The sequence below is a fragment of the Tabrizicola sp. genome, assembly GCF_016792905.1.
Classification (GTDB): domain Bacteria; phylum Pseudomonadota; class Alphaproteobacteria; order Rhodobacterales; family Rhodobacteraceae; genus Tabrizicola.
Genome location: NZ_JAEULP010000037.1, coordinates 35,231 through 60,656, shown reverse-complemented (window position 1 = coordinate 60,656; position 25,426 = coordinate 35,231). Strand labels below are relative to the sequence as shown.

Annotated in this window: 26 protein-coding genes; 7 read left to right on the top strand and 19 right to left on the bottom strand. The window is 66.0% G+C overall.

What is annotated here, in order from left to right:
• Nucleotides 1-22 precede the first annotated feature (22 nt).
• Complete coding sequence (gene phaZ, locus JNL31_RS08440) at nucleotides 23-1,291, top strand: polyhydroxyalkanoate depolymerase (RefSeq protein WP_294972242.1); 1,269 nt, start codon at nucleotides 23-25, stop codon at nucleotides 1,289-1,291.
• A 33-nt stretch (nucleotides 1,292-1,324) separates the two neighbouring features.
• On the opposite strand, the gene JNL31_RS08435 is transcribed toward phaZ, so the two are convergent.
• Nucleotides 1,325-2,074 (bottom strand): alpha/beta hydrolase, encoded by a 750-nt coding sequence (locus JNL31_RS08435; RefSeq protein WP_294972240.1) that lies wholly within the window; start codon nucleotides 2,072-2,074, stop codon nucleotides 1,325-1,327.
• Between the two features lie 129 nt (nucleotides 2,075-2,203).
• On the bottom strand, nucleotides 2,204-3,001 hold the full coding sequence (locus JNL31_RS08430; RefSeq protein WP_294972238.1) for an alpha/beta hydrolase: 798 nt from the start codon (nucleotides 2,999-3,001) through the stop codon (nucleotides 2,204-2,206).
• Between the two features lie 162 nt (nucleotides 3,002-3,163).
• Here JNL31_RS08430 and thrS point away from each other — a divergent pair, with 162 nt between their 5' ends.
• Together thrS and JNL31_RS08420 are read left to right on the top strand one after the other, a co-directional pair.
• Nucleotides 3,164-5,110: a threonine--tRNA ligase gene (gene thrS / locus JNL31_RS08425; RefSeq protein WP_294972235.1), complete on the top strand. Its 1,947-nt coding sequence runs from the start codon at nucleotides 3,164-3,166 to the stop codon at nucleotides 5,108-5,110.
• Nucleotides 5,111-5,367: 257 nt separating this feature from the next.
• Nucleotides 5,368-5,574, top strand: coding sequence for a cold-shock protein (locus tag JNL31_RS08420; RefSeq protein WP_128514143.1), 207 nt, complete (start codon nucleotides 5,368-5,370; stop codon nucleotides 5,572-5,574).
• Between the two features lies 1 nt (nucleotide 5,575).
• On the opposite strand, the gene JNL31_RS08415 is transcribed toward JNL31_RS08420, so the two are convergent.
• Nucleotides 5,576-5,902: an ArsC/Spx/MgsR family protein gene (locus JNL31_RS08415; protein WP_294972232.1), complete on the bottom strand. Its 327-nt coding sequence runs from the start codon at nucleotides 5,900-5,902 to the stop codon at nucleotides 5,576-5,578.
• 160 nt (nucleotides 5,903-6,062) lie between these two features.
• On the opposite strand from JNL31_RS08415, the gene JNL31_RS08410 reads away from it, so the two are divergent.
• Nucleotides 6,063-6,626, top strand: a complete 564-nt coding sequence (locus JNL31_RS08410) for a transposase (protein WP_294972230.1) — start codon at nucleotides 6,063-6,065, stop codon at nucleotides 6,624-6,626.
• Nucleotides 6,627-6,734: 108 nt separating this feature from the next.
• Here the strand turns inward: JNL31_RS08410 and JNL31_RS08405 are convergent, their stop codons facing one another.
• Both JNL31_RS08405 and thyX read right to left on the bottom strand, forming a co-directional pair.
• A complete protein-coding gene (locus JNL31_RS08405) occupies nucleotides 6,735-7,115 on the bottom strand; it encodes a hypothetical protein (protein ID WP_294972227.1) in 381 nt (126 codons plus the stop codon).
• A 216-nt stretch (nucleotides 7,116-7,331) separates the two neighbouring features.
• Nucleotides 7,332-8,237 carry an FAD-dependent thymidylate synthase gene (gene thyX, locus JNL31_RS08400; RefSeq protein ID WP_294972225.1) on the bottom strand — a complete coding sequence of 302 codons (906 nt, stop codon included), beginning with the start codon at nucleotides 8,235-8,237 and terminating at the stop codon, nucleotides 7,332-7,334.
• An 89-nt stretch (nucleotides 8,238-8,326) separates the two neighbouring features.
• Between thyX and JNL31_RS08395 the strand changes: the two genes are divergently transcribed.
• Nucleotides 8,327-8,755 (top strand): VOC family protein, encoded by a 429-nt coding sequence (locus JNL31_RS08395; RefSeq protein ID WP_294972223.1) that lies wholly within the window; start codon nucleotides 8,327-8,329, stop codon nucleotides 8,753-8,755.
• A gap of 45 nt (nucleotides 8,756-8,800) precedes the next feature.
• Here JNL31_RS08395 and ribD read toward each other — a convergent pair whose 3' ends face one another.
• Together ribD and nrdR are read right to left on the bottom strand one after the other, a co-directional pair.
• The gene (gene ribD / locus JNL31_RS08390) at nucleotides 8,801-9,868 is read right to left on the bottom strand and encodes a bifunctional diaminohydroxyphosphoribosylaminopyrimidine deaminase/5-amino-6-(5-phosphoribosylamino)uracil reductase RibD (RefSeq protein ID WP_294972220.1); all 1,068 of its coding nucleotides are present in this window, start codon (nucleotides 9,866-9,868) and stop codon (nucleotides 8,801-8,803) included.
• A gap of 26 nt (nucleotides 9,869-9,894) precedes the next feature.
• Nucleotides 9,895-10,362, bottom strand: a complete 468-nt coding sequence (gene nrdR, locus JNL31_RS08385) for a transcriptional regulator NrdR (RefSeq protein ID WP_128514091.1) — start codon at nucleotides 10,360-10,362, stop codon at nucleotides 9,895-9,897.
• Nucleotides 10,363-10,584: 222 nt separating this feature from the next.
• On the opposite strand from nrdR, the gene yghX reads away from it, so the two are divergent.
• Nucleotides 10,585-11,484: a YghX family hydrolase gene (yghX, locus tag JNL31_RS08380; RefSeq protein ID WP_294972217.1), complete on the top strand. Its 900-nt coding sequence runs from the start codon at nucleotides 10,585-10,587 to the stop codon at nucleotides 11,482-11,484.
• Between the two features lie 47 nt (nucleotides 11,485-11,531).
• Nucleotides 11,532-12,404: a glycosyltransferase family 2 protein gene (locus JNL31_RS08375; protein ID WP_294972214.1), complete on the top strand. Its 873-nt coding sequence runs from the start codon at nucleotides 11,532-11,534 to the stop codon at nucleotides 12,402-12,404.
• Here JNL31_RS08375 and JNL31_RS08370 read toward each other — a convergent pair.
• The 12 genes from JNL31_RS08370 to JNL31_RS08315 form a co-directional block, all read right to left on the bottom strand.
• Nucleotides 12,401-12,871, bottom strand: coding sequence for a hypothetical protein (locus JNL31_RS08370; protein ID WP_294972211.1), 471 nt, complete (start codon nucleotides 12,869-12,871; stop codon nucleotides 12,401-12,403). The genes JNL31_RS08375 and JNL31_RS08370 overlap by 4 nt on opposite strands.
• A gap of 92 nt (nucleotides 12,872-12,963) precedes the next feature.
• Nucleotides 12,964-13,266: a hypothetical protein gene (locus tag JNL31_RS08365; protein ID WP_294972210.1), complete on the bottom strand. Its 303-nt coding sequence runs from the start codon at nucleotides 13,264-13,266 to the stop codon at nucleotides 12,964-12,966.
• Between the two features lie 268 nt (nucleotides 13,267-13,534).
• Nucleotides 13,535-14,038, bottom strand: coding sequence for a hypothetical protein (locus JNL31_RS08360; protein ID WP_294972208.1), 504 nt, complete (start codon nucleotides 14,036-14,038; stop codon nucleotides 13,535-13,537).
• A gap of 13 nt (nucleotides 14,039-14,051) precedes the next feature.
• On the bottom strand, nucleotides 14,052-16,049 hold the full coding sequence (rpoD, locus tag JNL31_RS08355; RefSeq protein ID WP_294972205.1) for an RNA polymerase sigma factor RpoD: 1,998 nt from the start codon (nucleotides 16,047-16,049) through the stop codon (nucleotides 14,052-14,054).
• Nucleotides 16,050-16,126: 77 nt separating this feature from the next.
• On the bottom strand, nucleotides 16,127-18,055 hold the full coding sequence (dnaG, locus tag JNL31_RS08350) for a DNA primase (RefSeq protein ID WP_294972202.1): 1,929 nt from the start codon (nucleotides 18,053-18,055) through the stop codon (nucleotides 16,127-16,129).
• A gap of 46 nt (nucleotides 18,056-18,101) precedes the next feature.
• The gene (locus JNL31_RS08345; protein WP_294972199.1) at nucleotides 18,102-19,175 is read right to left on the bottom strand and encodes a Gfo/Idh/MocA family oxidoreductase; all 1,074 of its coding nucleotides are present in this window, start codon (nucleotides 19,173-19,175) and stop codon (nucleotides 18,102-18,104) included.
• 25 nt (nucleotides 19,176-19,200) lie between these two features.
• Nucleotides 19,201-20,034, bottom strand: coding sequence for a TIM barrel protein (locus JNL31_RS08340; protein WP_294972197.1), 834 nt, complete (start codon nucleotides 20,032-20,034; stop codon nucleotides 19,201-19,203).
• A 17-nt stretch (nucleotides 20,035-20,051) separates the two neighbouring features.
• Entirely contained in the window at nucleotides 20,052-21,026 is a 975-nt protein-coding gene (locus JNL31_RS08335) for a Gfo/Idh/MocA family oxidoreductase (protein ID WP_294972194.1), read from the bottom strand.
• Complete coding sequence (locus JNL31_RS08330) at nucleotides 21,023-22,138, bottom strand: Gfo/Idh/MocA family oxidoreductase (RefSeq protein ID WP_294972192.1); 1,116 nt, start codon at nucleotides 22,136-22,138, stop codon at nucleotides 21,023-21,025. Before JNL31_RS08330 ends, JNL31_RS08335 begins: the two co-directional genes overlap by 4 nt.
• Nucleotides 22,135-23,112 carry a hydroxyacid dehydrogenase gene (locus JNL31_RS08325; protein WP_294972190.1) on the bottom strand — a complete coding sequence of 326 codons (978 nt, stop codon included), beginning with the start codon at nucleotides 23,110-23,112 and terminating at the stop codon, nucleotides 22,135-22,137. The genes JNL31_RS08330 and JNL31_RS08325 overlap by 4 nt, the downstream gene beginning before the upstream one ends.
• Nucleotides 23,112-23,921 carry an aldolase/citrate lyase family protein gene (locus JNL31_RS08320; RefSeq protein ID WP_294972188.1) on the bottom strand — a complete coding sequence of 270 codons (810 nt, stop codon included), beginning with the start codon at nucleotides 23,919-23,921 and terminating at the stop codon, nucleotides 23,112-23,114. Before JNL31_RS08320 ends, JNL31_RS08325 begins: the two co-directional genes overlap by 1 nt.
• Entirely contained in the window at nucleotides 23,918-25,357 is a 1,440-nt protein-coding gene (locus JNL31_RS08315; protein ID WP_294972185.1) for an NAD-dependent succinate-semialdehyde dehydrogenase, read from the bottom strand. Before JNL31_RS08315 ends, JNL31_RS08320 begins: the two co-directional genes overlap by 4 nt.
• Between the last annotated feature and the right edge of the window lie 69 nt (nucleotides 25,358-25,426).

Genomic DNA, 25,426 nt, shown 5'->3' with positions numbered 1-25,426 from the left:
CCGCCGGGGGCAAGGAGACGTGATGAAGTATATGTTCACCTACGACCTGATGGAAAGCGCCCGCAACACGAATGAGTGGTTGGGCGCCTCGGCCAGGGCCTTTGCGAGTTATCCTGCCTTCGCCATGTCGATGAACCCGGTGCTGCCGCTGATGGCGGCCTGGGGCGAAGTCACCGAACGCACCTTCAGCCGGATGGTCGCAAAGCCCGACTGGGGCATCCGCTCGATCGTCGGGCCGGACGGGCAGGATCACCTGGTCGACATCAAGAACATTGTCGAGAAGCCGTTCGGCAACCTGGTGCAATTCTTCGTCCGCCGTCGCTCGCCCATGGCGCGGAAGGTTCTGCTGGTGGCGCCAATGTCGGGTCACTATGCCACGCTTTTGCGGTCCACCGTCGCCTCGCTGCTGCCCGATGCCGATGTTTTCGTGACGGATTGGCACAATGCGCGGGATATACCGGTTTCGGCGGGCAAGTTCGACATCGAGGACTACACGCTTTATCTTGCCGAATTCATGAAGGCGCTGGGGCCGGACACGCATGTCATCGCGATCTGCCAGCCCGCGCCGCTGACGCTGGCCGCGACAGCCTATCTGGCCGCCGAACACCCCGAGGCGCAGCCGCAGTCGCTGGTGCTGATCGGCGGGCCGGTCGATCCTGATGCCGCGGCAACGGAAGTCACCGATTTCGGCCGCCGGATCACCATGGGCCAGCTGGAACACATCGCGATCCAGCGCGTCGGCTACAAGTACAAGGGCGCGGGGCGGCTGGTCTATCCGGGGCTGTTGCAGCTGCAAAGCTTCATGGCGATGAACGCCGAACGGCACGGCAAGGCGTTTTCCGAGCAGATCCTGCGCGCCGCGCGGGGCGAGGCCTCGGACCATGACGCGCACAACCGATTCTATGACGAATACCTGGCCGTGATGGACATGACGGCGGAATTCTACCTGTCGACCGTCGAGCGCATCTTCAAGAACCGCGAGATTGCCCGGAACGAGTTCGTGGTGGCCGGCCGCAAGGTCGACATGGGCGCGATCACCAGGGTTTCGGTCATGACGGTCGAAGGCGCGAACGACGACATTTCCGCGCCGGGCCAATGCGTTGCGGCGCTGAAACTCTTGACCGGGCTTTCCGAGGACAAGAAGGGACACCACCTGGAACCGGGTGCCGGCCACTACGGCATCTTCGCGGGCAAGAGCTGGCGGCTGAACATCCGCCCGCTGGTGCTGAACTTCATCGACAAGGCCGCGGGCAAGCCCAAGGCGAAAATCACGCTGGCCGCGGCGCAATAAGGCCGCGGCGTTGCATCGTTTCAGGGGCAGACGCTAGCGCAGCACCAGCGTCGGCAGGCGGCCCGCGAGGAAGGTCTGAAGCACCTTCGTCACCGCCTCGGGCTGTTCCAGTTGCGGCAGGTGGCCAGCCTCCCGGATGATTTCCAGGCAGCCCTGCGGCATCATTGCCGCCAGGAATTCGGCGCGGCGGCGGGGGACCAGCGTATCGCTTTCGCCCGCGATGATCATCGTCGGCACATGTACCTTGCGCAGCGTCTTCTGCTGGTCGGGACGCCGTTGCAGCACGCGCAAGTGACGCCGGAACTGGATCGGACCAAGGTTTTCCGCCATGTCCATGACCAGCGCCATCACCTCATCCCGCCAGGGGGCATCATGCAGCGCGGTCAGGGGCAGCATCTCGGCCATGCAGGCCTGAAGGTGGCCGGTCTTCGCGGCAACAAGCAGCGCCTCCTGCTGGGCGGCGAGTTGCGGGGTCTCGGGCAGCGGGTCGGTCGCGATCAGCGCGACGCGGGTCACGGCCTCGGGGCGCCTGCGCAGGATTTCGATGGCGATGTTGCCGCCAAGGCCGTGCGCGACAAGGGCGAAACGCGGGGGCAGATGTGGCGCGATGTCGGCGGTGATCCGTTCCAGACTGTCGCCGAGGCCGGGGGACAGGATGATCACCGGACGATCTGCGCCGAGCCTTGCCAGTTGCGGCATGAAGCTGCGGGCATCCGCCATGAACCCCGGGATCAGGACAAGGGGTTCGACAGGGTCGGGGTCTCTCAGCACGAGTACGTTCACAACAAGGGCCCTCGGCGCAGGATTTCTGCAAGCGGCGGTCTTGGTCTTTTCGGGAAGCGTAGCCCACAAGCAGCTGGATTCAAATCCGGACCCGGGAACGAGTCCCGCCAGGCTGGCGGAAAGGCAACATCAGCGGATGTTCGAAACCTTCAAGCCGGGGCTTTCGTCCAGCGGGAGTGCCTCACGCGCGCGGGTCACATCCTCGATCGCCTCGGTGATCATCGCAAGGCAGGGAGGGGTCGAGAAACGGTGGTCGGCGTCCTTGACCAGCGTGAGCCGCAGGTCGGGGCTGGTGATCTGGTGGAAGAGCGAGATCGCGACAGTGGGCGGCACGTCGGTATCGGCGCTGCCCTGCAGAAGCCGCACCGGCATGTGCAGGGGCAGGGGGCCGTGCATCACCAGGTTCTGTCGCCCGTCCTCGATCAGCCGGAGCGTGATCGGGTAGGGATCGTCGGAGTAGTCCGAGGGGCGCAGGAAGACCCCTTCTTCCAGGAGTGTGGTGCGTTCGGCGAGGGTGAGCTCGGCCTCCCACATCCGTTCGGTGAAGTCGGGGGCGGCGGCGATGCCGACGAATGCGGCAACCCGGTCGGGCATGTCGCGGGCCAGGAGCAGGGCAATCCAGCCACCCATGGAGGAGCCGACGAGGATCTGGGGCCCTTCGGTCAGCACGTCGATGACGGCGGCGGCATCCTCGCGCCAATCGGTGATGGCGCCGTCGACGAAGGCGCCGTGCGAGGCGCCATGACCCGAATAATCGAAGCGCAGGAACGCGCGGCCCGTCGCCTCGGCCCAGGATTGCAGGGCAAGGGCCTTGCTGCCGGACATGTCCGAGCGGAACCCGCCAAGAAAGACCACGCCGGGGCCTCTGCCGGGGGTCTGGTGATAGGCGATGTGGCGACCTTGCGGGGTGGTGAGGAAGGTTGTCATGCAAGGAAGATAGCAAGCGATACGCGCATTCGTCAGGGGTCGTGCAACCCGCGGGCGGAAGGTCGCGCATGGCTTGACTTCACCCCAGCGGCTTGGCAGAAACCGCCCGACATAACCCGCAACCGGGCGTTTCGTAGGCGCCAAACTGACGAGGAGACGGCCATGAGCCAGATTTCCCTGACATTTCCCGACGGCATCATCCGCCAGTATCCGGCGGGCGTGACGCCTGCCGACGTGGCGGCAAGCATCGCACCGTCGCTGGCCAAGGCGTCGATTTCGGCGCAGGTGGGCGGCAAGCACTGGGATTTGCAGTGGCCGATCCCGGCGGACGCGACGATTTCCCTCAACACGCTGAAGGACGAGGGTCCGGCGCTGGAGCTGATCCGGCATGACCTCGCGCATATCATGGCGCGGGCGGTGCAGGAGATCTGGCCGGAGGTGAAGGTCACCATCGGCCCGGTGCGCGACCAGGGCTGGTTCTACGATTTCGACCGGGAAGAGCCGTTCACTCCGGAAGACCTGGGGGCGATCGAGGCGCGGATGAAGCAGATCATCAACGCGCGCGATCCGGTCAGGACGGAGCTGTGGGAGCGGGCGCGGGCGGTGGAGTATTACCGGGGGCGGCAGGAGCCGTTCAAGCTGGAGCTCTTGGACCGCATCCCGGAGGGCGAGGACATCCGGATGTACTGGCACGGCAACTGGCAGGACCTGTGCCGTGGACCTCACCTCCAGCACACGGGGCAGGTTCCGGCGGATGCGTTCAAGCTGACGCATGTCGCAGGGGCCTACTGGCTGGGCGATGCCTCGCGGCCGATGTTGCAGCGCATCTATGGCGTGGCGTTCAGGAACCGCGACGACCTGAAGGCGCATCTGACGATGCTGGAGGAGGCGGCCAAGCGCGACCACCGCAAGTTGGGGCGCGAGATGGAGCTGTTCCACCTCCAGGAAGAAGCGCCGGGCATGGTGTTCTGGCATCCGAACGGCTGGACGATCTATCGGGTGCTGGAAGACTACATGCGCGGCCGTCTGCGGCAGGCGGGCTACAAGGAGATCAGGACGCCGCAGGTGGTGGACAGGGTACTGTGGGAGAAGTCGGGCCACTGGGAGGCCTACCGCGAGAACATGTTCATCGTCGAGGTGGACGAAGAGGGCGCCAAGGAAAAGCGGATCAACGCGCTGAAGCCGATGAACTGCCCCTGCCATGTGCAGGTGTTCAACCAGGGTCTGAAGAGCTACCGCGACCTGCCGCTCAGGCTGGCGGAGTTCGGGTCGTGCCATCGGTATGAGTCGTCCGGCTCGATGCACGGGCTGATGCGGGTGCGCGGCTTCACGCAGGACGATGCGCATATCTTCTGCACGGAAGACCAGATTGAGTCCGAATGCGCCGGATTCATCCGGCTGCTGTCATCGGTCTACAAGGACCTCGGCTTCGACAGCTTCGACATCAAGCTGTCCACCCGGCCCGAAGTTCGAATCGGCACGGACGAGCAGTGGGACAAGGTTGAAGGCGCGCTGGAAGGTGCGATCAACAGCCTGGGCCTGCCCTACGAGATCAACCCCGGCGACGGGGCGTTCTATGGCCCGAAGCTTGACTTCAAGCTGACCGATGCCATCGGGCGGCAGTGGCAGTGCGGCACCTTCCAGGTCGACGCGCAACTGCCGCACCGCCTGGGTGCGGAATATGTCGGCGAGGACGGGGCGAAGCACATGCCCTACATGCTCCACCGCGCCGTTCTGGGCTCGTTCGAGCGGTTCATCGGCATCCTGCTGGAGAACTATGCCGGCAAACTGCCGTTCTGGCTGGCGCCGCGGCAGGTGGTGGTGGCCTCCATCGTCTCGGACGCCGATCCGTTCGTGCATGAGGTGGTCGCCGCGCTGAGAAAGGCGGGCGTCCGGGCCGAGGCGGATGTGCGGAACGAGAAGATCAACTACAAGGTCCGCGAGCATTCGGTCGGCAAGGTTCCGGTGATCCTGGCCGTGGGCATGCAGGAGGTCGAGGGCCGCACCGTTTCCGTCCGCCGCCTGGGCGAGACCCGGACCGAGACGATCAGCCTGGACCAGGCCATCGCGACCTTCGGATTCGAGGCCCTGCCGCCCGCCGGGGCCTGACGCGACCGGGGGCCACGGGGCACCGGATTGGCCCTGCCGCCTGCCGTTTTGGCGGGCAGGAGCGGCAGGCCGCCTGCGCGGATCGCTACCTTGGGGTTGAACAGGTTCGCCTTGCGGCTTGATTTTCGGCGAATCCTTGGCATCATCGCCGCAGTGACGACAGAATTCCTGACCGGCTCTCTGAACGAAGCCCTGGAAGACCTGGTGGCACGGCTCGGGGCAATGACGCCCCGGGGGGTTCTGAGAGGAGAAGCGGAATGCCGACAGGCACCGTGAAATGGTTCAATTCGACCAAGGGCTACGGGTTCATCGCGCCGGATGATGGCGGCAAGGACGTGTTCGTCCACATCTCGGCGGTGGAACGGGCCGGGCTGAAGGGCCTGAGCGACAACCAGAAGATCGGCTACGAGCTGCAGTCGGGCCGCGACGGCAAGCAGTCGGCCGGCGACCTGCGGCTGCTTTGATCTAGTCGGTCAGCGCGGCTTCGGTCGCGCTGTCCCACCCCAGATACCAGAGATCCCCGTCCTGGATGACCGGCCGTTTCATCACGGTCGGCTGTGCCATGATCTGCGCCTCGGGGTCGGAGGCTTTCAGGAAATCGTTGAAGCTGCGGTAGGTGGTGGACTGCTGGTTCACCGCCTTCGAGCCGAATTCCTGGACGATGCGGTCGACTTCCGGCTGGCTGAGCGGGTTCGCCCGGATGTCGCGGAAGGTGACGTCCTTGCCGGCGCGTTCCAGGGACTTGAGGGCCTTCTTGCAGGTGTCGCAGGTCGGGATGCCGTAGAGGATCATGGGGGTTCCGGTCCTTGTGTCCACGGTGGACAGATTGAGATAGTCGTTTGATTTCCCGTGGTTGCCCGTGGGCGTTAACCGGGTGGTAACATAATGGCGCGGGGGCCGCAAAGGGGCGCGTAGTAACACCGGGTTAACCGCGCCCGGGCAGACTGCCGCCATGTCGCGATACATCCGTCCCAGGGTTCCCGGCGCTTGCGTTTTCTTCACGGTCAATCTGGTGGACCGGGGGGCGGATACGCTGGTCCGACATGTCGATGTGTTGCGGCAGGCGGTGGCGGTGACCCGCGCGAAGCGACCGTTCGGGATTGATGCCTGGGTGGTGTTGCCGGACCACATGCACTGCGTCTTGTCATTGCCGGAGGGGGACGCGGATTATGCGACAAGGATGGCGTCGATCAAGGCGCAGTTCACAAGGGACGTTCGTAGGTCGGGGTTCACCCCGACTCTTTCCCCGAAGAACGGATATGGTGCGAACGGCGGCCGTGTGCGCCGGGGTGGGGCGTATGAAGAAAGAGTCGGGGTGAACCCCGACCTACGCGGCGAAGCGCCCATCTGGCAAAAGCGGTTCTGGGAGCATCACATCCGGGGGGACGAGGATTTCGCGGCGCATGTGCGGTATTGCTGGATCAATCCGGTGAAGCACGGGTTGGTCGGGCATCCGGGGGAGTGGCCGTTTTCGTCGTGGCACCGCGACGCGGATGGTGATCCGGGCATATTGTAGGGTGTGCATTCATGCGCACCAAGACGATGGCAGCCGGGCGGGGTTTGGCCGGTCGTGAGATCGTAGTGCGCATGAATGCACACCCTACGGGCGCCCTTTGCCGCGAAGTTATTCCAGCTTCCAGAGGTTTTTTCTGGGTTTGCCGTTCTCGTAGATGCGAAGCGAATTTGCGTCTACGCGTTCCACGTCCCAGCAGGCCTTGCCATCGCCCCAGTCTTCACACCACTTGTCACCTTTGACCGACCATTTCGACTTAATCGGTTGGTCGCCGAACATACCTTCGATGGTGCCTTTCTTTTTTCCGGTGCTGTAAACTTGGTACCAGGAGGTACCGTCATTCGATTTTGCGCGAATGGTGTGACCGGGGATTGCGGCAAGAAGCTCCTCTTGGGACATGAACTCTTGCGAGTGGGCAGCGCTGACTGAGGCCACATTAACTGAAGCAAACAGAAGTGCAGGCAGTAGGAAAGATTTAGGCGAATAGGTCATCCCAGTTCTCCGTTTATCCAGAGGTTCACTCGGTAAGTGCAGGTTCGAATCAATTCTCGAACTCGACCAGTGTATCACTAAACGGTGAACTATTCACGTTTTGGCAATCAGCTGAATTTGACGCAAACGTGGCAACCTGAAGATGAATCCCGACGCCGTCAATGCGACTGAAGCGACGAGCTAACGATTTATGGTATTGAAAGCACGACAGAAGAATTACCCCCAGACCCCCTCAAACTCCCGCCACTCGCCCTTGCTCATCCCCGACGCCTCCTGCGTCACAACCTCCCCCGCGAGCCGCCGTTTCAACACCGCAATCGCCTTCGCCGAGAGCGTCACGCCGCCCATCCGGTAGTCCTCGAACGCCGCGTAGGCCAGCGGGACCCAGTCGCGCACGGTGGCCGCAATCGCCTCGGCGTAGACGCGGATTTCGTATTGGGCGTGTTCGTCGGCCCTCAGGCGGAGGAAGTGGAAGAGGTTGTGCAGGTCCACCTTCCAGTACCATTGCGTGTAGATGTTGGCGGGGAGATTCATCCGCGCCAGCTCGCGGGCGAGGCCCTGCTGGCCGTCCTGGCTCAGCATCGCCTCGTAGTGGTCATAGGCGCGGTTGGCGTCGGATTTCAGGAGGTCGAGGACGCGGGCGGCTTCTTCGCCGGTCAGGACCTCGCCCCGGCCCTGGTTGTTGACGGTGCTTTGCGCGGCGAGTTGTTCGGGGGCGGGGATGTAGAACTCGCGGTCGAGGATCGAGTAGCGGGCGGAGTATTCGTTGACGTTGGCGGTGCGGTGGCGGATCCACTGGCGGGCGACGAAGACCGGCAGCTTGACGTGCAGCTTGACCTCGCACATCTCGAACGGGGTGGAGTGCCAGTGGCGCATCAGGTAGCGGATCAGGCCCTCGTCGTTCTGGACGTGCTTGGTGCCGGCCCCATAGCTGACGCGGGCGGCCTGGACGATGGCGCTGTCGTCGCCCATGTAGTCGATGACGCGGATGAAGCCGTGGTCAAGGACGGGATGGGCGCGGTAGAGATGGGCCTCCATCCCCTCGGAGACGGCGCGGAGGGTGGGGCGGGGGGTGGCCCTTGCGGCCTCGATTTCGGCGGTCTGTTCGGGGGTCAGCGGCATGGTCGGGGCCTCCGTTGGTTCGAGTCGGGGCTGACTATAGCTTGCGGTTGATCGGTGTGATACCGCTAGATGAATGAATGGAGGGTGGAATGGCGATCAGGTATCTGCACACGATGGTGCGCGTGAAGGATCTGGAGAAGTCGATGGCGTTCTATCGGCTGTTGGGCCTGAAAGAGACGCGGCGCTATGACAACGAGGGGGGCCGCTTCACGCTGGTGTTCATGGCGCCGCCGGGGCAGGAGGACTGCCCGGTGGAGCTGACCTACAACTGGGACGGGGATACGGGGCTGCCGTCGGACAGCCGGCATTTCGGGCATCTGGCCTATGAGGTGGACGATATCTACGCGACCTGCGCGCATCTGGCGAAGAACGGGGTGCTGATCAACCGGCCGCCGCGGGATGGGCGGATGGCCTTTGTCCGGTCGCCCGACAATGTGTCGGTGGAGCTGTTGCAGCGCGGGGCGGCGAAGGCTCCGGCGGAGCCCTGGGCGAGCATGGCGTCGTCGGGGAGCTGGTAGGCGCCTCCGGCGGGGATATTTGCGCCAGTATGAAAGGCTGGCGGGTCAGAGGGACCAGAGGCTGAAGGTGTCGGGGCCGAGGGTCTGGGTTTCCCTGAGGCTTGGGCGGGGGGCGTCGGCGAGGGCGGCGAGGGCGAGGGGACCGAGGGCGGGGTGGCCTTCGGCTCCGATCAGGAGGCCGCCGGTGAAGAGGGCGAGGTCGTCGACGAGGCGCGCCTTGATCAGCGCGGCGGCGAGCGTGGCGCCGCCTTCGCTGAGGATGCGGGTGAGGCCCTTGACGGCGAGGGTTTGCAGGGCGGTCTTCAAGTCGAGGCGGCCTTGGGTTTCGGGCGTCTCGATCAGGGTGGCGCCGGTGGTGGCCCATGCCTTGCGGGCGGCTTCCGATGCGTTGGGACCGTGCAGGAGCCAGACGGGGTGATCGCTGGCGGTGCGGCCGAGGCGGCTTTCGGGCGAGTGCTTGAGCATCCGGTCGAGGAGGATGCGGACGGGTTGGCGGGTGGCGCCGAGGTCGCGGACGGTGAGGTCGGGGTCGTCGGCGAGGGCGGTGCCCGAGCCGACCATGACGGCGTCGTGGGAGAGGCGGAGGGCGTGGACCTTGCGGCGGGCTTCCGGTCCCGTGATCCAGCGGGATTCGCCGGTGGCGGTGGCGGTGCGGCCGTCGAGCGATGCGGCGAGTTTCAGGGTGACGAAGGGCAGGCCTTGCGTGACGCGCTTCAGGAAACCGGCGTTGAGGCGCGTGGCCTCGGCGGTGAGGACGCCTTCGGTGACGGCGATCCCGGCGGCGCGGAGCAGGACGTGGCCCTTGCCTGAAACGCGGGGGTCGGGGTCGGTGAGGGCGGACACCACGCGGGCGACTTTGGCGGCGATCAGGGCTTCGGCGCAGGGCGGGGTGTGGCCGTGGTGGGCGCAAGGCTCCAGCGTGACATAGGCGGTGGCGCCCTGCGCCGCGTCACCGGCCTGTTCCAGCGCGCGCACCTCGGCGTGGGGGCGTCCGCCGGGTTGGGTCCAGCCGCGGCCGACGATCAGGCCGTCCTTGACGAGAACGCAGCCGACGGCAGGGTTGGGCCAGACATTGCCCAGGCCCCGCGCGGCAAGGCGCAGGGCATGGGCCATGTGGGGAGCGTCTTCCGGCCGGGGGATCACTCTTCCCCGGCGGCTCCGGGCCGAAGCTCGGAGACGAAGCCGTCGAAATCGTCCGCCGTCTGGAAGTTCTTGTAGACGCTGGCGAAGCGGACATAGGCGACGGTGTCGATCCGGGCGAGGCTTTCCATCACGATCTCGCCGATCACCTTCGACGAAATGTCGGTGTCGCCCAGGGACTCCAGCCGCCGGACGATGCCGCTGATCATCTGGTCGATGCGTTCCGGGTCGATCGGGCGCTTCTGCATCGCGATGCGGATCGAGCGTTCCAGTTTCGAGCGGTCGAAGTCCTCGCGCTTGCCGGAGGACTTGATGACGACGAGATCGCGCAGCTGGACACGTTCGTAAGTGGTGAAGCGGCCACCGCAGGCCGGACAGAACCGGCGGCGGCGGATCGAGACGTGATCCTCGGCCGGTCTGGAATCCTTCACCTGCGTGTCGATGTTGCCGCAGAATGGGCAGCGCATCGGCCCCCTCCTTGCTGTTGTTGGTCTTCCTGCCTCAAGGCCGGGTGTTCCCCCGGTTCCTTGCCACTGACTATAGGGGCAGGCCGATGATTTCGGGAAGGGCAATATTCGGCCCACCGGATATGGGGGCGGGACTGTGGCGGCGGGGACTCACGCCTTCGTGTGCAGGACCCGGGTGCCGTCCGGGCTACCTTTGGGCTTTCCCACCGACAGGAGGCACCGATGAACCGACCGATGGAACGGATGACGGCGAAGGACTTCGATCAGGAACTGCTGGAACTGTACGATTTCTACGCGCACGGGAAGATTTCGAAGCGCGAGTTTCTGGACCGAGCCGGGAAATGGGCCGTGGGGGGTGTCACGGCGGCGATGCTCTTGAACATGCTGTCGCCGAATTATGCCCTGGCCCAACAGGTGGCGGTCGATGATGCGGGGATCGTGGCCGAGCGGGTCACTTACCCCTCGCCGAACGGGCATGGCACGGTGAACGGCTATCTGGTGCGGCCTGCGGGGCCCGAGGGCAAGCTGCCCGCCGTGCTGGTTGTGCATGAGAACCGGGGCTTGAACCCCTACATCGAGGACGTGGCGCGCAGGCTCGGGCAGGCCGGGTTTCTGGCGCTGGCGCCGGACGGGCTGACCTCGGTCGGCGGCTATCCGGGCGACGACGAGAAGGGGCGGGAGTTGCAGGCGACGGTCGATCCGGCGAAGCTGATGAACGATTTCTTCGCCGGGGTGGAATGGCTGCTGGCGCATGAGGGATCGACCGGGAAGGTCGGGGTGACGGGGTTCTGCTATGGCGGCGGTGTCGCCAATGCCTGCGCGGTGGCCTACCCGGAGCTTTCGGGCGCGGTGCCGTTCTACGGGCGGCAACCGGCGGCGGCGGATGTGGCGAAGATCAAATGCCCGCTGCTGATCCACTATGCGGAACTGGACGAGCGGATCAACGCGGGCTGGCCGGAGTACGAGGCGGCCCTGAAGGCGGCGGGGATCAGGTACGAGGCCTTCATCTATCCCGGCGTGAACCACGGCTTCCACAACGACACGACGCCCCGCTATGACGCTGCGGCGGCGGAGCTGGCCTGGGGTCGGACGCTGGACTTCTTCAGGGCGAACCTCGCCTGACCGTTGCAGCTTGATCGGTGCCGGATTGGCCGGATAGAACCCTGCCCATGGCAGGGGAACGCATTGCGCTGTGCGGCATCGTCCGGAACGAAATCCGGGGGGTGGTGGAATGGCTGGCGCATTACAAGGCGCTGGGGTTCACCGACTTCCTGATCTACGACAATGCCAGCACCGACGGCACCACCGAGGTCTTGCGGGCGCTGGACGAGGCCGGTGAGCTTGTCCATCTGGACTGGCCGCACGAAATGGGCCCGCGGCCGCAGCGGCGGGCCTATGATCATGCAAGAAAACATGCCGACGTCGACTGGCTGGCCTTCTTCGATGCCGACGAGTTCCTGCTGCTGCATGATGATGCCGACATCGGCGCCTTCCTTGCGCGGTTCGAGCGGGACGTCTCGGCGATTGCCGTCAACTGGATCGTGTTCGGGAGTGGCGGGCAGGCGGTCTATCGCGCGCAGCCGGTGACGGAGCGGTTTACCGATGCGTTGCCGCCTGAGGCTCGCGAAAGCCGGACGATCAAGGCGATCGGGCGAAGGTCTTGCCTGGCGGGGACCGGCATTCACCGGGTTACGGTGGCCGAGGGAAGATATGTCATGCCTTCGGGCCGGGAGGCCGTGTTCGACGGGCTGACAGCGGTGGTGGAGCCGGACGTGGCGGTTGCGGCGCTGCACCATTACGCGGTGAAATCGCTGGAGGAATTCGCGGAGAAGCGGGCCCGGGGCCATGCGAATTCGCAGCATCCCGAGGTGAAGCGGGCGCGGCTGGACGCGCGCTTCGCCGAATTTGATGCGGGCGGTGTGTTGAACCCCGACCTTGCCCGGCGGTCCGCCCCGATGCGGGCCGAGGCGATGCGGCTTTGCGGGCTGTTGCGGGCGGCGGGGCTGGAGTATCCGGTCTGGCCCTTCGTCGAGGCGGGCTAGTTGCAGTTGCCCCAGCTCTGCGTTTCGGGCTCCCAGCACTGGCCGATCCCGGCCTTCATGAACGAGATCGTGTCGAGGCCATGCGCGACGCTGCCCCGGTCGCAAGTGGGGCTGGCGAGCATTGTCTCGCCCTCCATCACATAGACCCCGCCTTCGAGGACGGCGTTTTCGTCCATCTTGTCGAAGCTGGTCCAGACTTCGTAGGTCACGCCCGCGTTCCGGAAGGCGACCGTATCCCAGATCGCGTGGCCGATACCGGGCCAGGGGGTGTAGGCGACAGTTTCAAGGGGCTCGGTCAGGATCAGTTCGGGCTTGCCGTCGCGGCCGTAGCTGTAGGTCAGCATGCCCTTCCAGTAGCAGACCTCGAGGGTTTTCTGGCCGATCTTGCAGGAAAAGGCCTCGTCGCCCTGACAGGCGGCGCTGGCGGAGGTGGCGGCGAGGAGGGCAAGGATCAGGGCTGCGCGCATGGGGGGCTCCGTTTGCGGGCAGTGTGGGGCGGACGTCTCTGGGGCGCAAGGCCGGGCATCCGGACGGGCGCCCGGCCTTGCTGCGGTTGATGCTACCGGCCGAGATGCAGGGCAACCTCGCCCGACCAGGGCTCGGTCACGCCGCGCCCGCCGCCGAGGTCTTCGAGGATCGGCCGGAGCTTGTCGAGGCTGGCGATCATCATCGGCCGGGCGGCCACCATCGACGCCATGTCGTCCCATTCGCCGACGACGATGAAGCTGCGTTCGCCCGACTTTACCAGCCAGAAGTTGCGGCCCCCCGACCAGGACGTGACGTCGAGGTCCTGGTGCAGGCGGACGTATTCCTCTTCCATACCCGGCTTCACTCGCATGTGCACAACGTTCATGACGGTCATGGCATCCCCTCCCCGGTGGTGCAAGCGGCGGGAGGATAGCATGGATGGGGGTGAGTCGGGGGCTGGTGTGCGAGTCGGGGTGAACCCCGACCTACATCTTGGCCGGGCCATCGTTTGGTGATCAAGGCCGCGCTGGTGGAGGTGATCCCGTTCCATTTGGAGGGGCTGCAGGCTGGAGGCGATGCGCTGCCGGGGACGGTGGTGGAGTGGGTGGAGGTGTAGGGTGCACTAGAGCGCTCCTTTGGCGGGGGAGCCTTGCTCGGGGAAATCAACGCATCGTCGCGGGAATTGAGTCCGGTTTTCTCGCCTCATCCGTGCGTTTCCAGAACCGGTATTTCCAAGGAAGTGTCATTTCTAAATTCGTGATCTTGATTGGAGGCCGATCTGGGATGCTTCCATCGAATCCGGACGCCTCTGCAATCCTCAGCAAAGCTGGGATGCACTCTTCCGGAACGAAGGCCCAAGGTCGCAGGGACACGTCGGCATCCAAAGCACTATCTCTGACCACAGCGGCCTTGACGGCATCCCAATGCGCCGCCCAAGCTTCAAGTCGCTTCTTCAAACCACCGAGTGATTTAGAGAAGCTAAACTCACATAGGAAGAGTCTGTTTCGCCCAGGCTCGAATACAAGGGCATCCACAAACCAGTGACGACCGGGCTGTGTGTCCGGGTTTTCAACGTCATCAAGCTGAAGCAGATACTCTGAGTTCACAAACAGGCGACGATCTGCGCGCAGATAGTGAAAGGGGACAGTCTCGAAGTTCTGATCCATTTTGGCCGATCACTCACTGATCCAGGAAACTCCGCAATTTCCTGCTCCTCGACGGATGCTTCAGCTTCCGCAGCGCCTTCGCCTCGATCTGCCGGATACGCTCCCGCGTCACGCTGAACTGCTGGCCGACCTCCTCCAGCGTGTGGTCGGTGTTCATCCCGATGCCGAAGCGCATCCGCAGGACGCGTTCCTCGCGGGGGGTCAGGGAGGCCAGCACGCGGGTCGTGGTTTCCTTCAGGTTCTCCTGAATGGCGGAATCCAGCGGCAAAATCGCGTTCTTGTCTTCGATGAAATCGCCAAGCTGGCTGTCTTCCTCGTCGCCGATGGGCGTCTCCAGCGAGATCGGTTCCTTGGCGATCTTCATCACCTTGCGGACCTTCTCCAGCGGCATTTGCAGCTTTTCGGCCAGTTCCTCGGGCGTCGGTTCGCGGCCGATTTCGTGCAGCATCTGGCGGCCGGTGCGGACCAGCTTGTTGATCGTCTCGATCATATGGACCGGAATACGGATCGTGCGGGCCTGGTCGGCAATGCTGCGCGTGATGGCCTGGCGAATCCACCAGGTCGCGTAGGTCGAGAACTTGTAGCCGCGGCGGTATTCGAACTTGTCGACGGCCTTCATCAGGCCGATGTTGCCTTCCTGAATCAGGTCCAGGAATTGCAGGCCCCGGTTGGTGTATTTCTTGGCAATCGAAATGACCAAGCGCAGGTTGGCCTCGACCATTTCCTTCTTGGCCTGCCGCGCCTCTTTCTCGCCCTTCTGGACCTGATTGACGATCCGGCGGAATTCGGAGATGTCGACGCCGACATATTGACCGACCTGCGCCATTTCATTGCGCAGCTCTTCGACCTTCTCGCGCGACCGTTCGATCAGCGCCTGCCAGCCGCGACCGGCCTTCTGGCCCATCCGTTCCAGCCACGAGGGGTCAAGCTCGTAGCCCTGGTATTCCTGGATGAATTCCTGCCGGTTGATCCGGGCGGCATCGGCCAGCTTCACCATGCCGGAGTTGATCGACATGATGCGCTTGTTGATGCCGTACAGCTGGTCGATCAGCGCCTCGATCCGGGAGTTGTTGAGGTGCAGCTCGTTCACCAGAAGCACGATTTCCGAACGCAGCTTCTGATAGGCGGCCTCGTCGGCGGTGGAAAACCGCTGGGACGAGGACAGCGTCGCGTTCATCCGGCTTTCCTGCATGTCGGCCAGCTTGTCGTAGTCGCGCGCGATCAGGTCGAGCGTTTCGAGGACGCGCGGCTTCAGCGCGGCCTCCATCGCGGCGAGCGACATGTTCGAGGCTTCGTCATCCTCGTCCTCGTCCATCTCGGCCATGATCGGGTTGCCGTCGGCGTCAAGCTCCGGCTCGGCGCTGTTCGCGCGGCGGGGGGCGGCTTCGCCGACGCCCACCTCGTCCAGCGCCGGGCCGTCCAGCTCGCCTTCCTCGCCGTCGAGGCTGCGGCCGAAGGTGGCCTCCAGGTCGATCACGTCGCGGAGGAGGATTTCCTCGGACAGAAGTTCGTCGCGCCAGATGATGATGGCCTGGAAGGTGAGCGGGCTTTCGCAGAGCCCCGCGATCATGGTGTTGCGGCCGGCCTCGATCCGCTTGGCGATGGCGATCTCGCCCTCGCGGCTCAGAAGCTCGACCGAGCCCATCTCGCGCAGGTACATCCGCACCGGGTCGTCGGTGCGGTCGAGCGTTTCGGTGGTGGTCCCCGCCACGGCGATTTCGCGGCTGGTGGAGGTTTCGACAAGCTCGCCCGCTGCCGGGGCCTCGCCTTCCTCGACCTCTTCGTCCTCGATGATGTTGATGCCCATTTCCGAGAGCATCGACATCACGTCCTCGATCTGTTCCGAGGACACCTGTTCCGGCGGAAGGACGGTGTTCAGCTGGTCATAGGTGATGTAGCCGCGTTCGCGTGCGTCGGCGATCATCTTCTTGACCGCGGCCTGGCTCATGTCGAGCGAGACGTCCGCGTCTTCGGTTTCCGGCTTGGCGTCGTCGGTGTCCTTGAGGGCCATGGAGTCTCCTATCGGCGCGAATCGGTGCGGGGGCTGGTCGAATCAATAGCGCGAATCAGGCCGGGGGAAAGGCCGAATCAGCGGTTCTTCTTGACCCAGACCTGATCGTCGATCAGCCGTTGCAATTGTCTTGACAGGGCGGCCCGGTCTTCGCCGAGGTCGGTGCTGTCGCTTGTGCCGCTTTTTTCCGAGCGGTGGCGGGCTTCGGCGGCCTGGCTGAGACGCCAGGTCAGGCCCTCGTCGGGAAGGCCGTCCATATCCTCCATCGCGTCTTCGATTTCACGGCGCGCGCCCCGGCGGGCTTCGAGTTTGGCGAGTTCCTCGGCCAGGCAGAGCGCGGCAAGGCCGTCGTCTTCCCGGTTGCGGACCGGGGGTGCGATGGCGACATGGGGGCGCTTCAGCACGGCGTCAAGGGCGGTGGGCGCGGACTGGGCGATCTTTGCGTGAAGGTCGGGCATATCGGCGCCGGCCAGGATCATCTGGCGGAGCGTGTCGTGGTCGTCGCCGGTCAGGTCCAGCCGTTCGAGGGCGGCTTCGAAGCGGTGGATCAGCGCGGGGTGGAGGATGAGGGTCGCAAGGATGACGGCCTCGCGCAGGGTTTCCTCGACGGGGCCCTGGGCTTGGGCGAGGAGGGAGGAGCGGGTGGTGGCGAGTGCGCCGCCGGGGGGGGCGTTGCGGCGACCGGGGCGGAAGGGGCCGGGCTGGAACGGGCGGACCTGTGCGGTGCCGAAAAGGTCGAGCCGCAGGCGCTTCATCTCCTCGGCGTAGTGGGTCTTGATCGAGGGGTCGGTGATGCGGGCGAGATGGGCGCGGAGGGTCTTGTCGAGAGCGGCGCGGCGTTCGGGGCTGTCGAAGACGCGGCCTTCCGTCTCGCGCTGCCAGAGGAGCTGGACCATGGGCCGTGCGCCGTCGAGAACGGCCTGCATGGCGGGGGCGCCTTGCGCCTTGATCAGGTCGTCGGGGTCCATGCCGCCGGGGAGCACGGCGAAGCGCAGCGCCTTGCCGGCCTCCAGCATCGGGAGCGCGAGGTCGATGACCCGCTGGGCGGCCTTGAGGCCCGCCGCGTCGCCGTCCAGCGCGATGACGGGTTCGTCCGCGATGCGCCAGATCATCCGCAACTGCTCTTCGGTGACGGCGGTGCCGAGGGGGGCGACGGCGGCGGTGAACCCGGCTTCGCTGAGGGCGATCACGTCCATGTAGCCTTCGGCGACGATCAGCGGCTTGCCCTTGCCTGCGGCCTCGCGCGCGGGGGCGTGGTTGAAGAGGTTGCGGCCCTTGTCGAAAAGTTCCGTTTCCGGCCCGTTCAGGTATTTCGCCCGGGCGTTGGGGTCGAGGCTGCGGCCACCAAGGCTGATCACCCGGCCGCGCCCGTCGCGGATCGGGAAGATGATGCGGGCGTGGAAGCGGTCGTAGAGGCGGCCACTGTCGGATTTCGCGACGACGCCCGAGGCGGTCATCAGGTCTTCGGGGATGCCCTTGGCCTTCAGGTGGTCCACCACTGCTTGCGCATTGTCGGGCGACCAGCCGATGTCCCAGCGATCCCAGGCCTTTTCATCAAGGCGGCGTTTCTGGGCAAGGTAGGTGCGGGCGGCGGACCCGGCGGCGGTCTTCAGTTGCAGGCGGTAGAATTTGACCGCCTCGTCCAGAACCTGCTGCACCTCGGTCCGCCGGTCGGCCTTTTCCGCGGCGCGGGGGTCGCGGGCGGGCATCTGCATCCCGGCCTCACCGGCGAGAACGGTCACCGCCTCGATGAAGCTGAGGTTTTCCGATTCCTTGACGAAGGTGACGGCATCGCCCTTCGCGTGGCAGCCGAAGCAGTAGTAATAGCCCTTGCGGTCGTCGACGTGGAAGCTGGCGGATTTTTCCTGATGGAACGGGCAAGGCGCCCAGAAGTCGCCCTTTGCCAGGTTCGACTTGCGCATGTCCCAGGTGACTTTCTTGCCCACGATGGAAGAAAGCGTGACGCGAGTGCGCAGTTCGTCGAGGAATCCGGGTGGAAGCGACATGGGACAGGTATGCCGCCTGCCGCGGGTCGAGTCGAGGGGCAGGGGGCTATGGGAGCAGGAGCCGCCGGCTGGTCGTGGGGAAGTGACGCAGCATGTCGGGCGAAATCCCGCGCCCGAAGGGCCGGGGCGCGAGGGTGACGGTCTCGCCGGTCCGCGCCGCCTGGTCGATGGCGAGAAGCGCCCGCATGTCGGCGAGCCCTTCCTCGCCATCCGGCGCCGGGGGGCGGCCTTCTGCGATGCAGTCCGAGAAATAGGCGATCTGTCCGGCGAAATGGTCGACCTGCGGGAAGGTCTCCACCGTCTCCCCGCCGTCCTGCCGGATCGTCAGGCGCATCGTGGATTCGAAGCGGAAGGCGGGGTCGAGGATCATCTCGCCCGTGGTACCGATCACGCGCAGGGTTTCGGACAGCGCCGATCCGAAGGAGCAGAAGAACTGCGCCAGCCGGTCGCCCGGAAAGCGCAGGGTGACTGCCAGGCTGGCGTCGATCTCGGCGAAGCGGGCGTCACCCGCCGGGCGGCTGGCCATGGCCTGCACGGCAAGCGGCTCGGCGGCGAAGACATGGCGGGTGGCGTTCAGGCAGTAGACGCCGACATCGGGCAGGGCGCCGCCCCAGTGCCCGGCTTTCAGGCGGTGATTGCCAGCTTGCGTCTGGAAGCCGAAGGTCGCGGCGACGTAGACCGGGTCGCCGATCCGGCCACTGCGGAGGGCACCCAGCATGGCATGGGTGCCGGGTTCGCAATGCAGGCGGTAGGCGGTCATCAGGAAGGCGCCGCTGTCGCGCGCGGCGGCGGTCATCGCCTTGCTTTCGGCAAGGGTGGTGGCGAGCGGCTTTTCGACCATCACATGCTTGCCCGCCCTCAGGGCGCGGATGGCGAAATCGGCATGTAGGTCGTTCGGCAGGGCGACATAGACCGCGTCGATCCGGTCGCTGGCCAGGAGCCTGTCATAGTCGGCGTAGGGCAGCACCTCGGGCACGTCGTGAAACGCGGCGAGGCGCTTCGCGGTCTCCGGGCTGCCAGAGACGATGGCCTGAAGCCGGGAGTTCCCGGTCGTGGCCACGGCGGGCAGGAACGCCTCTTGCGAGATCCAGCCTGCGCCGACGACTGCGTATCTGATCATTGGGTCCGTCCTTCTGTCCTGCCGCTCAAGCGTTCGGCGGGGTGTCGGCGAGCAGCGTCGCAACATAGTCTAGGCTCGCGCGCAGATGGGCGACAAGCTGCGGGTCGTTCTGCACCGACGGGCTGAAGGGTTCCATCGAGACGAAGCCGTCATAGCCCGCCGCCTGCAAGGCACGCAGCTGCGCGATGTTGCCGACCCGGTCGCCGACGAAGATCAGCTCGCGGTCGGGTTCGGTCAGGTCGCCGGGAGCCAGATCGGTGCGGGTGATGCCGGACATGTGGGCCAGCCCGATCCGGTCGGGGAAAAGCTGCGTGTCGCCGCAGCGGTAGAACTGGAACGTGTCGTAACACAGCCGGAAGTCATCCCAGCCGTCGATGTCGGAGACGGCGGCCACGGCCATTGCCTGTCGCTTCATCGTCGAACCCCGCATGCCCAGCGGTTCGACATAGCCGGTCACGCCATGGTCGCGCAGGATCGGGCGCAAGGCGCGCAGCCCGTCGCGCAGGTTCTTCTCCGCCTCGGCCTCGGTCCAGCCGTGATCCTCGGTATGGACCGGGCAGAGGACCAAGCCGGGCGCGCCCAGGGCGGCGGCATAGGCGACGAGCGTCCTGGCCTCGGTTGCACGGTCGGGGGTCCAGTCGTTGCAGCGTTGCAGCGCGTTGACCGACGCGATCTGCAACCCGGCATCGTCGAGACGTGCCTTGACCTCGGCGGCGGGCGTCCCGTCGGCGAATTCGCGCCCTTCTATGTCGTTGCGGATTTCCACCGCTTGCACGCCGACGGTCGTTGCCAGCGCGATGAACTCGGGCAGGGCAAGCTGCGGCGCGCAGGTGCGGTTCAGGGCGAAGCGGATCGGCATCTGTGCGTCCTTCGGGGTCAGCGGTAGAGATCGGGCGGTGTTGCGAGGGACAAGGCGGTCCTGGCTCCGGTGGCCAGTGCCGCGACAACCTGTTCGGCGATGGCGGTGGCGAGGTAGCCGTCCCAGGCCGAGGCGCCGACCGGCGGGCCAACGGTGCAGGAGCGCACCCAGGCGTTCATCTGGATGCGGTAGGCATCGCGGAAGCGCGGCACCCAGTTTTCCGGCCATTGGTGCCCGTGGTGCAGCGCGCGGTTGGTCAGCGTGGTGGTCGGCGGGGCCATTTCCACGGTGCCGTCGCGCCCGACGAGCTGGGCATGGACGTGGTAGCCGTAAGCCGCGTTCATGAAGACCTCGGTCGAGACGATCTGGCCCGCATCGGTTTCCATGGTGATGAGCAAGGGATCCCCGCCCGGGGCGGCGTGGACCTGCACGGTCGTCATCTCGGCGGAAAGGAGCCAGCGGCTGATGTCGATCTCGTGCACGAAGGAGTTGGTCACGGCCATCGCCCCGGTGAACCAGTCGGGGGCGGCGGCGTTGCGGTGGATGTTGTGCAGAAGGACCGCCGCGCCGATGGCTCCGCCGTCGAGCGCCTGCTTCATTGCCGCATAGGCCGGGTCGAAACGCCGCATGTAGCCCACCGTGACAAGTCGTCGGCCTGCGGCGACCTCGGCTTCCACCACGCGCAGCGCTTCGTCTGCCGAGGGCGCCAGCGGCTTTTCGCAGAGCACGGGTTTGCCCGCAGCGATGCAGGCCAGCGTCAGCCCGGCATGGGTCGCGTCGGGCGAGGCGATGACGACCGCCTGCACCCCGTCATCCGCGATCAGCGCCAGCGGGTCGGTGAAAGCCGCCGCGTCCCCGGCAACAGCCGTGGCCCGCGCTGCATCGGCGTCGCAGACGGCCACCAGCGCCGCCCCGGCGGTTTCCTCGCGCAGGAGGCGGACATGCTCCGCCCCCATTACGCCGGTGCCGATGACCCCGACGCCGAGGGTCATTTCACCTCCAGCCAGCGGCCCTCGCGGCTGGAGGTCTGGATCGTCTCGACCAGGGTCTGGATGCGCAGGCCCTTGCGGAAGTTGAAGGGCTCGGGCGCCCCGGCGATGGCGTTGACATAGCCCGCCACCTCGATGGCCTTCAGGTCGTTGAAGCCGATCTGGTGCCCGGCGGCGACGCAGAAGAGGCCATAGGGCGCATGGTCCGGCCCGGCCTCGATCCGGCGGAAGCCCTGGCGGCCCTTCGCATCGGCGGCGTTGAAATAGTGGAGCACGTTGAAATGCTCCTGGCTGAAGGCGAGCGCGCCCTTGGTGCCGTAGACCTCGAAGTCATGCTGCATCTTGCGGCCCGTCGCGATCCAGTTGCCCTCGATGCTGCCGGTGGCGCCGCTTGCAAAGCGCAGGAAGGCCCGGCCGAGGTCGTCGACCTCTACCTTCTTGCGGCCGCCCTTGCCGTCGGGACGCTCGGCGATCATGGTCACGCAGTCGCCCATGACGCGGGTGATCGGTCCGCAGAGGAATTCGGCCGTGGCCAGCGCGTGCGACCCGATGTCGGCCAGCGCGCCGCCGCCCGCCGGGTCGTGGCGAAAGCCCCAGGGGCCGGCGGGATCGGCCATGTAATCCTCGGCATGGAGGCCGCGATAACCGCGGATCTCGCCCAGTTCGCCCGCCACGATCATCTCGCGTGCGGTCTGGAGCATCGGGTTGCAGAGGTAGTTGAAGCCGACCTGCGTCTTCACTCCCTTCGCCTCGGCGGCAAGGGTCATCTCAAGCGCGTCCTGCGCCAGAGGGGCCAGCGGCTTCTCGCAATAGACATGCTTTCCGGCGGCGATGGCGGCCAGCGACATTTCCTTGTGGAGCGCATTGGGGGCGGTGATCGAGACGAGGTCGATCTCGGGGTTTTCCACGATGTCCTGCCAGCGCGCGGTGCCATGCGCGAAGCCCAGCGTCACGCGGGCGCGTTCGGCGGCTTCCGGGGTGATGTCGGCGACGGTGTGCAGCTCCAGATCATAGGGTAGCTCGAACACGCGGGGCGCGGAGGTGAAGCCGAAGACATGGGCCTTGCCCATGAAGCCGGTGCCGATCAGGCCGATGCGAAGGCGGGGTTTGGTCATTTTGCAGGTTCCTTCAGGCCGCCGATGGCAGCCGCGTTGACGACAAGGGCCGGGTCGAGCTTTCCGGCGAAGAAGTCCAGCACGTTCTGCACCGAGGCGATGGCCATCCGTTCGGCGCATTCCACGGTCAGGGCGGCGTTGTGCGGGGTGAGGACGGCGCGGTCCAGCGCGAAGAGCGGGTGATCGGCGCCGGGGGGCTCCGCCGCGAAGACCTCGATCCCGGCGCCGCCAAGGCGGCCCGCACGGAGGGCATCGGCCAGCGCCGTCTCGTCCACCAGCCCGCCGCGCGCGGTGTTGACCACGACGGCTGTGGGCTTCATCAGCGCCAGTTCCGCCGGGCCGATGACCGCCCGTTCGGCACGCGGCAGGTGCAGCGAGACGGCGTCGGCCCTGACCAGTGCGACAGCAAGGTCGGGCTCGCGGAGGGCAAGATCGGGCCAGCGGTCGGCGGGAATGTAGGGGTCATGGGCATGGACCTCCATCCCGAAGGCCTTCGCCATGCCGGCGAGCTTCTGGCCGATCCGCCCGAAGCCGACGATCAGAAGCCGCTTGCCCGCGACCTCATGCGTTTGCAGCCCGTTGCGCCAGCCCCAGTCGCCGCTGCGGGTGGCCTTGTCCGCGGCGATCAGCCGGTGGGTCGCGGCCAGGATCAGCATCATCGCATGTTCCGCCACGCCCGAGGAATTGACGTCGCCGACGATGCAGAGCGGGATGCCCCGGGCGTTCAGCGCCGGGACATCCACCGCGTCATAGCCGACGCCGTGGCGCGAGACGATCCGCAGGCCGGGGGCCTTGGCGATGGAGGCGGCGCCGAGCGGCTGGGTGCGGATCACCATCCCGTCCGCCTTCGGCAGATGCGCCTGATAGGAGGACTCCGAGATTTCCTCGACATAGTCGAAGGTCACGTCCTGCGCCTGCTGCAGCAGGTCCAGCCCCGAGGGATGCAGCTTCCCGGCGACCAGAAGATGCGGCATCAGTAGGCCCCCTTCTCGGTCTTCGACGCCGCCCCGTCGGTCAACTTGCGGAAGCCTGCGACCGCCGCCCCGGCCGCCGCCGCAAGGAAGCGCGAGTCGCCCCCGACCGTGGTCATGTCGAACCCCCAGCCGATGGCGCGGGCGGCATAGTCCGGCGTCCCGCAATGCAGCGCGGCGCGCAGGCCGTTTTTCTTGCAGGCGGCCACGATGGTTTGGAGCGCCGCGATCATCTCCGGTTCTTCCCGGTCGAAGCCGGGGGGGAGGCGGCCTTGGGTCAGCGACAGTGTGAGGTCGGCGGGGCCGACGTAGATCCCGTCGAGGCCAGGCGTCGCGGCGATGGCGTCAAGGTTCGCCATGCCCTCCGCCGTCTCGATCATCGCGAAGGCGAGGATGTTGTCATTCGCTTCGCCCGCGTAGTTCGCCCCCGCAGCGAAAGAGACGCGGGTGGGGCCGAAGCTGCGCTGGCCGAGGGGAGGATAACGCAAGTAGCTGACGAAGCGCGCGGCTTCCTCGGCAGAATTGACCATCGGGCAGATGATCCCGTAGGCCCCGGCATCCAGCGCCTTCATGATGATGCCCGGCTCCAGCCACGGCACCCGCGCCATCAGGGTCGCCCCGCTGGCGCGCATTGCCTGGAACATCGGCAGCAGGTGCGAATAGTCCAGCGCCCCGTGCTGCATGTCGATGGTCACAGAGTCGAAGCCCTGCGCCGCCATGATCTCGGCGGTGAAGGGGTTGCCGATGGAACACCAGCCGTTGATTGTCGGCTTCCCCTCGGCCCAGAGCGCTTTCAGCTTGTTCGGGATCATGCCCACACCATCTGGCTGGATTTCACGTCAAGATAGTCGCGGATGCCCTCGGTCCCGCCCTCGCGGCCCATGCCAGAGTGGTTGGTGCCGCCGAAGGGCGCCTCGGAGGCCGCCATCGCGAAGGAGTTGATGCCGACCATCCCCGCCTTCAGCGCGCTGACCGTGCGCCGGGCCCGGGCGGGGTTCGTGGTGAAAGCATAGGCTGACAGGCCCATGTCGCTGGCGTTGGCGCGGGCCAGAACCTCGTCCTCGGTCTCAAAGCGGGTAATGGCGGCGATCGGGCCGAAGTTTTCCTCGGCCATGACAGCCATGTCGTCGGTGCACTGGGTCAGGACCGTGGGTTCGAAGAAATGCCCCGCGTTGAAACCCGTGGCTCGCGCACCGCCGGTAGCGAGTTTCGCCCCTGCAGCCACCGCCCCAGAGACAATCCTCTCCATCTCGGCCAGGCGACCCGCATTGATCAGCGGCCCCATGCCCACGCTCGGGTCCAGCCCGTCGCCCAGCCTGATCGCCTGCGCCCGCTTCACGAAGCCATCGACGAAGGCATCGTGAAGGCGGTCATGGACATAGAAACGGTCGCCGGTCACGCAGACCTGACCCGCATTGGCGAACTTGGTGGGCACCGCGACGTTCAGGCAGGCTTCAAGGTCCGCGTCGTCATAGACGATCACCGGGGCATTGCCGCCCAGCTCCATGGAAACCTTTTTCAGCGTGGCGGCGGCATCGCGGATCATCTGCTGGCCCACCCGCGTGGAGCCGGTCAGCGACACCTTGCGCACGGCCTTGGAGGCCATCAGCGGCGCGTAGGTTGCCGCCGTCGGCCCGACAACCAGGTTCACCGTGCCCGCAGGCAAGGCACCCGCACGGATGCAGTCGACCATCACCATCGCCACGCCCGGCGTCTGCGACGAGGGCCGGACGATGACGGCGCAGCCTGCGGCAAGGGCGGGAGCGACCTTGCGCGCGATCAGGGCTGCAGGAAAATTCCAGGCGGTGAAGGCGGCGACCACGCCCACCGGCTCGTGGTGGATCTCGAACCGCCCGCCGGGAACGCGGCTTTCGACGATGCGCCCATAGATGCGGCGGGCTTCCTCGGCGTACCAGCGGAACTGGTCGATGCTCAGACCCCATTCCCGCCCGGCCTGGGCAATGGGCTTGCCGGTTTCCAGCGAGATCATCCGCGCCGCTTCGTCCGCCCGCCGGATCATCTCGTCGGCGATCCGGTGCAGGGCTTCGGCCCGGTCGAAGGCGGGCGTCGCCGCCCAGGCCCTGAACCCCCCGTCTGCCGACGCCAACGCCGCCTCGGTGTCGGCAACCGAAGCCACCGGGCAATTGCCCAGCGACTGTTCCGTCACCGGGCTGAACACCGGCGCCGTGGCACCGCTGACGCTGGCCTGCCACTGGCCGCCGATGAACAATCCGAACTGCCGATACATGCGCCGCCACCTCCCCCGAGTCACTTTTGCAATAATCATTGCTTGTGACATCTATTGTCAACACCCAAT

Bases quoted from the DNA above. Each gene is read 5' to 3' on its own strand.
- phaZ (WP_294972242.1), top strand. From the start codon at position 23: ATGAAGTATATGTTCACCTACGACCTGATGGAAAGCGCCCGCAACACG.
- JNL31_RS08430 (WP_294972238.1), bottom strand. From the start codon at position 3,001: ATGACAACCTTCCTCACCACCCCGCAAGGTCGCCACATCGCCTATCAC.
- thrS (WP_294972235.1), top strand. From the start codon at position 3,164: ATGAGCCAGATTTCCCTGACATTTCCCGACGGCATCATCCGCCAGTAT.
- JNL31_RS08420 (WP_128514143.1), top strand. From the start codon at position 5,368: ATGCCGACAGGCACCGTGAAATGGTTCAATTCGACCAAGGGCTACGGG.
- JNL31_RS08415 (WP_294972232.1), bottom strand. From the start codon at position 5,902: ATGATCCTCTACGGCATCCCGACCTGCGACACCTGCAAGAAGGCCCTC.
- JNL31_RS08410 (WP_294972230.1), top strand. From the start codon at position 6,063: ATGTCGCGATACATCCGTCCCAGGGTTCCCGGCGCTTGCGTTTTCTTC.
- JNL31_RS08405 (WP_294972227.1), bottom strand. From the start codon at position 7,115: ATGACCTATTCGCCTAAATCTTTCCTACTGCCTGCACTTCTGTTTGCT.
- thyX (WP_294972225.1), bottom strand. From the start codon at position 8,237: ATGCCGCTGACCCCCGAACAGACCGCCGAAATCGAGGCCGCAAGGGCC.
- JNL31_RS08395 (WP_294972223.1), top strand. From the start codon at position 8,327: ATGGCGATCAGGTATCTGCACACGATGGTGCGCGTGAAGGATCTGGAG.
- ribD (WP_294972220.1), bottom strand. From the start codon at position 9,868: ATGGCCCATGCCCTGCGCCTTGCCGCGCGGGGCCTGGGCAATGTCTGG.
- nrdR (WP_128514091.1), bottom strand. From the start codon at position 10,362: ATGCGCTGCCCATTCTGCGGCAACATCGACACGCAGGTGAAGGATTCC.
- yghX (WP_294972217.1), top strand. From the start codon at position 10,585: ATGAACCGACCGATGGAACGGATGACGGCGAAGGACTTCGATCAGGAA.
- JNL31_RS08375 (WP_294972214.1), top strand. From the start codon at position 11,532: ATGGCAGGGGAACGCATTGCGCTGTGCGGCATCGTCCGGAACGAAATC.
- JNL31_RS08370 (WP_294972211.1), bottom strand. From the start codon at position 12,871: ATGCGCGCAGCCCTGATCCTTGCCCTCCTCGCCGCCACCTCCGCCAGC.
- JNL31_RS08365 (WP_294972210.1), bottom strand. From the start codon at position 13,266: ATGACCGTCATGAACGTTGTGCACATGCGAGTGAAGCCGGGTATGGAA.
- JNL31_RS08360 (WP_294972208.1), bottom strand. From the start codon at position 14,038: ATGGATCAGAACTTCGAGACTGTCCCCTTTCACTATCTGCGCGCAGAT.
- rpoD (WP_294972205.1), bottom strand. From the start codon at position 16,049: ATGGCCCTCAAGGACACCGACGACGCCAAGCCGGAAACCGAAGACGCG.
- dnaG (WP_294972202.1), bottom strand. From the start codon at position 18,055: ATGTCGCTTCCACCCGGATTCCTCGACGAACTGCGCACTCGCGTCACG.
- JNL31_RS08345 (WP_294972199.1), bottom strand. From the start codon at position 19,175: ATGATCAGATACGCAGTCGTCGGCGCAGGCTGGATCTCGCAAGAGGCG.
- JNL31_RS08340 (WP_294972197.1), bottom strand. From the start codon at position 20,034: ATGCCGATCCGCTTCGCCCTGAACCGCACCTGCGCGCCGCAGCTTGCC.
- JNL31_RS08335 (WP_294972194.1), bottom strand. From the start codon at position 21,026: ATGACCCTCGGCGTCGGGGTCATCGGCACCGGCGTAATGGGGGCGGAG.
- JNL31_RS08330 (WP_294972192.1), bottom strand. From the start codon at position 22,138: ATGACCAAACCCCGCCTTCGCATCGGCCTGATCGGCACCGGCTTCATG.
- JNL31_RS08325 (WP_294972190.1), bottom strand. From the start codon at position 23,112: ATGCCGCATCTTCTGGTCGCCGGGAAGCTGCATCCCTCGGGGCTGGAC.
- JNL31_RS08320 (WP_294972188.1), bottom strand. From the start codon at position 23,921: ATGATCCCGAACAAGCTGAAAGCGCTCTGGGCCGAGGGGAAGCCGACA.
- JNL31_RS08315 (WP_294972185.1), bottom strand. From the start codon at position 25,357: ATGTATCGGCAGTTCGGATTGTTCATCGGCGGCCAGTGGCAGGCCAGC.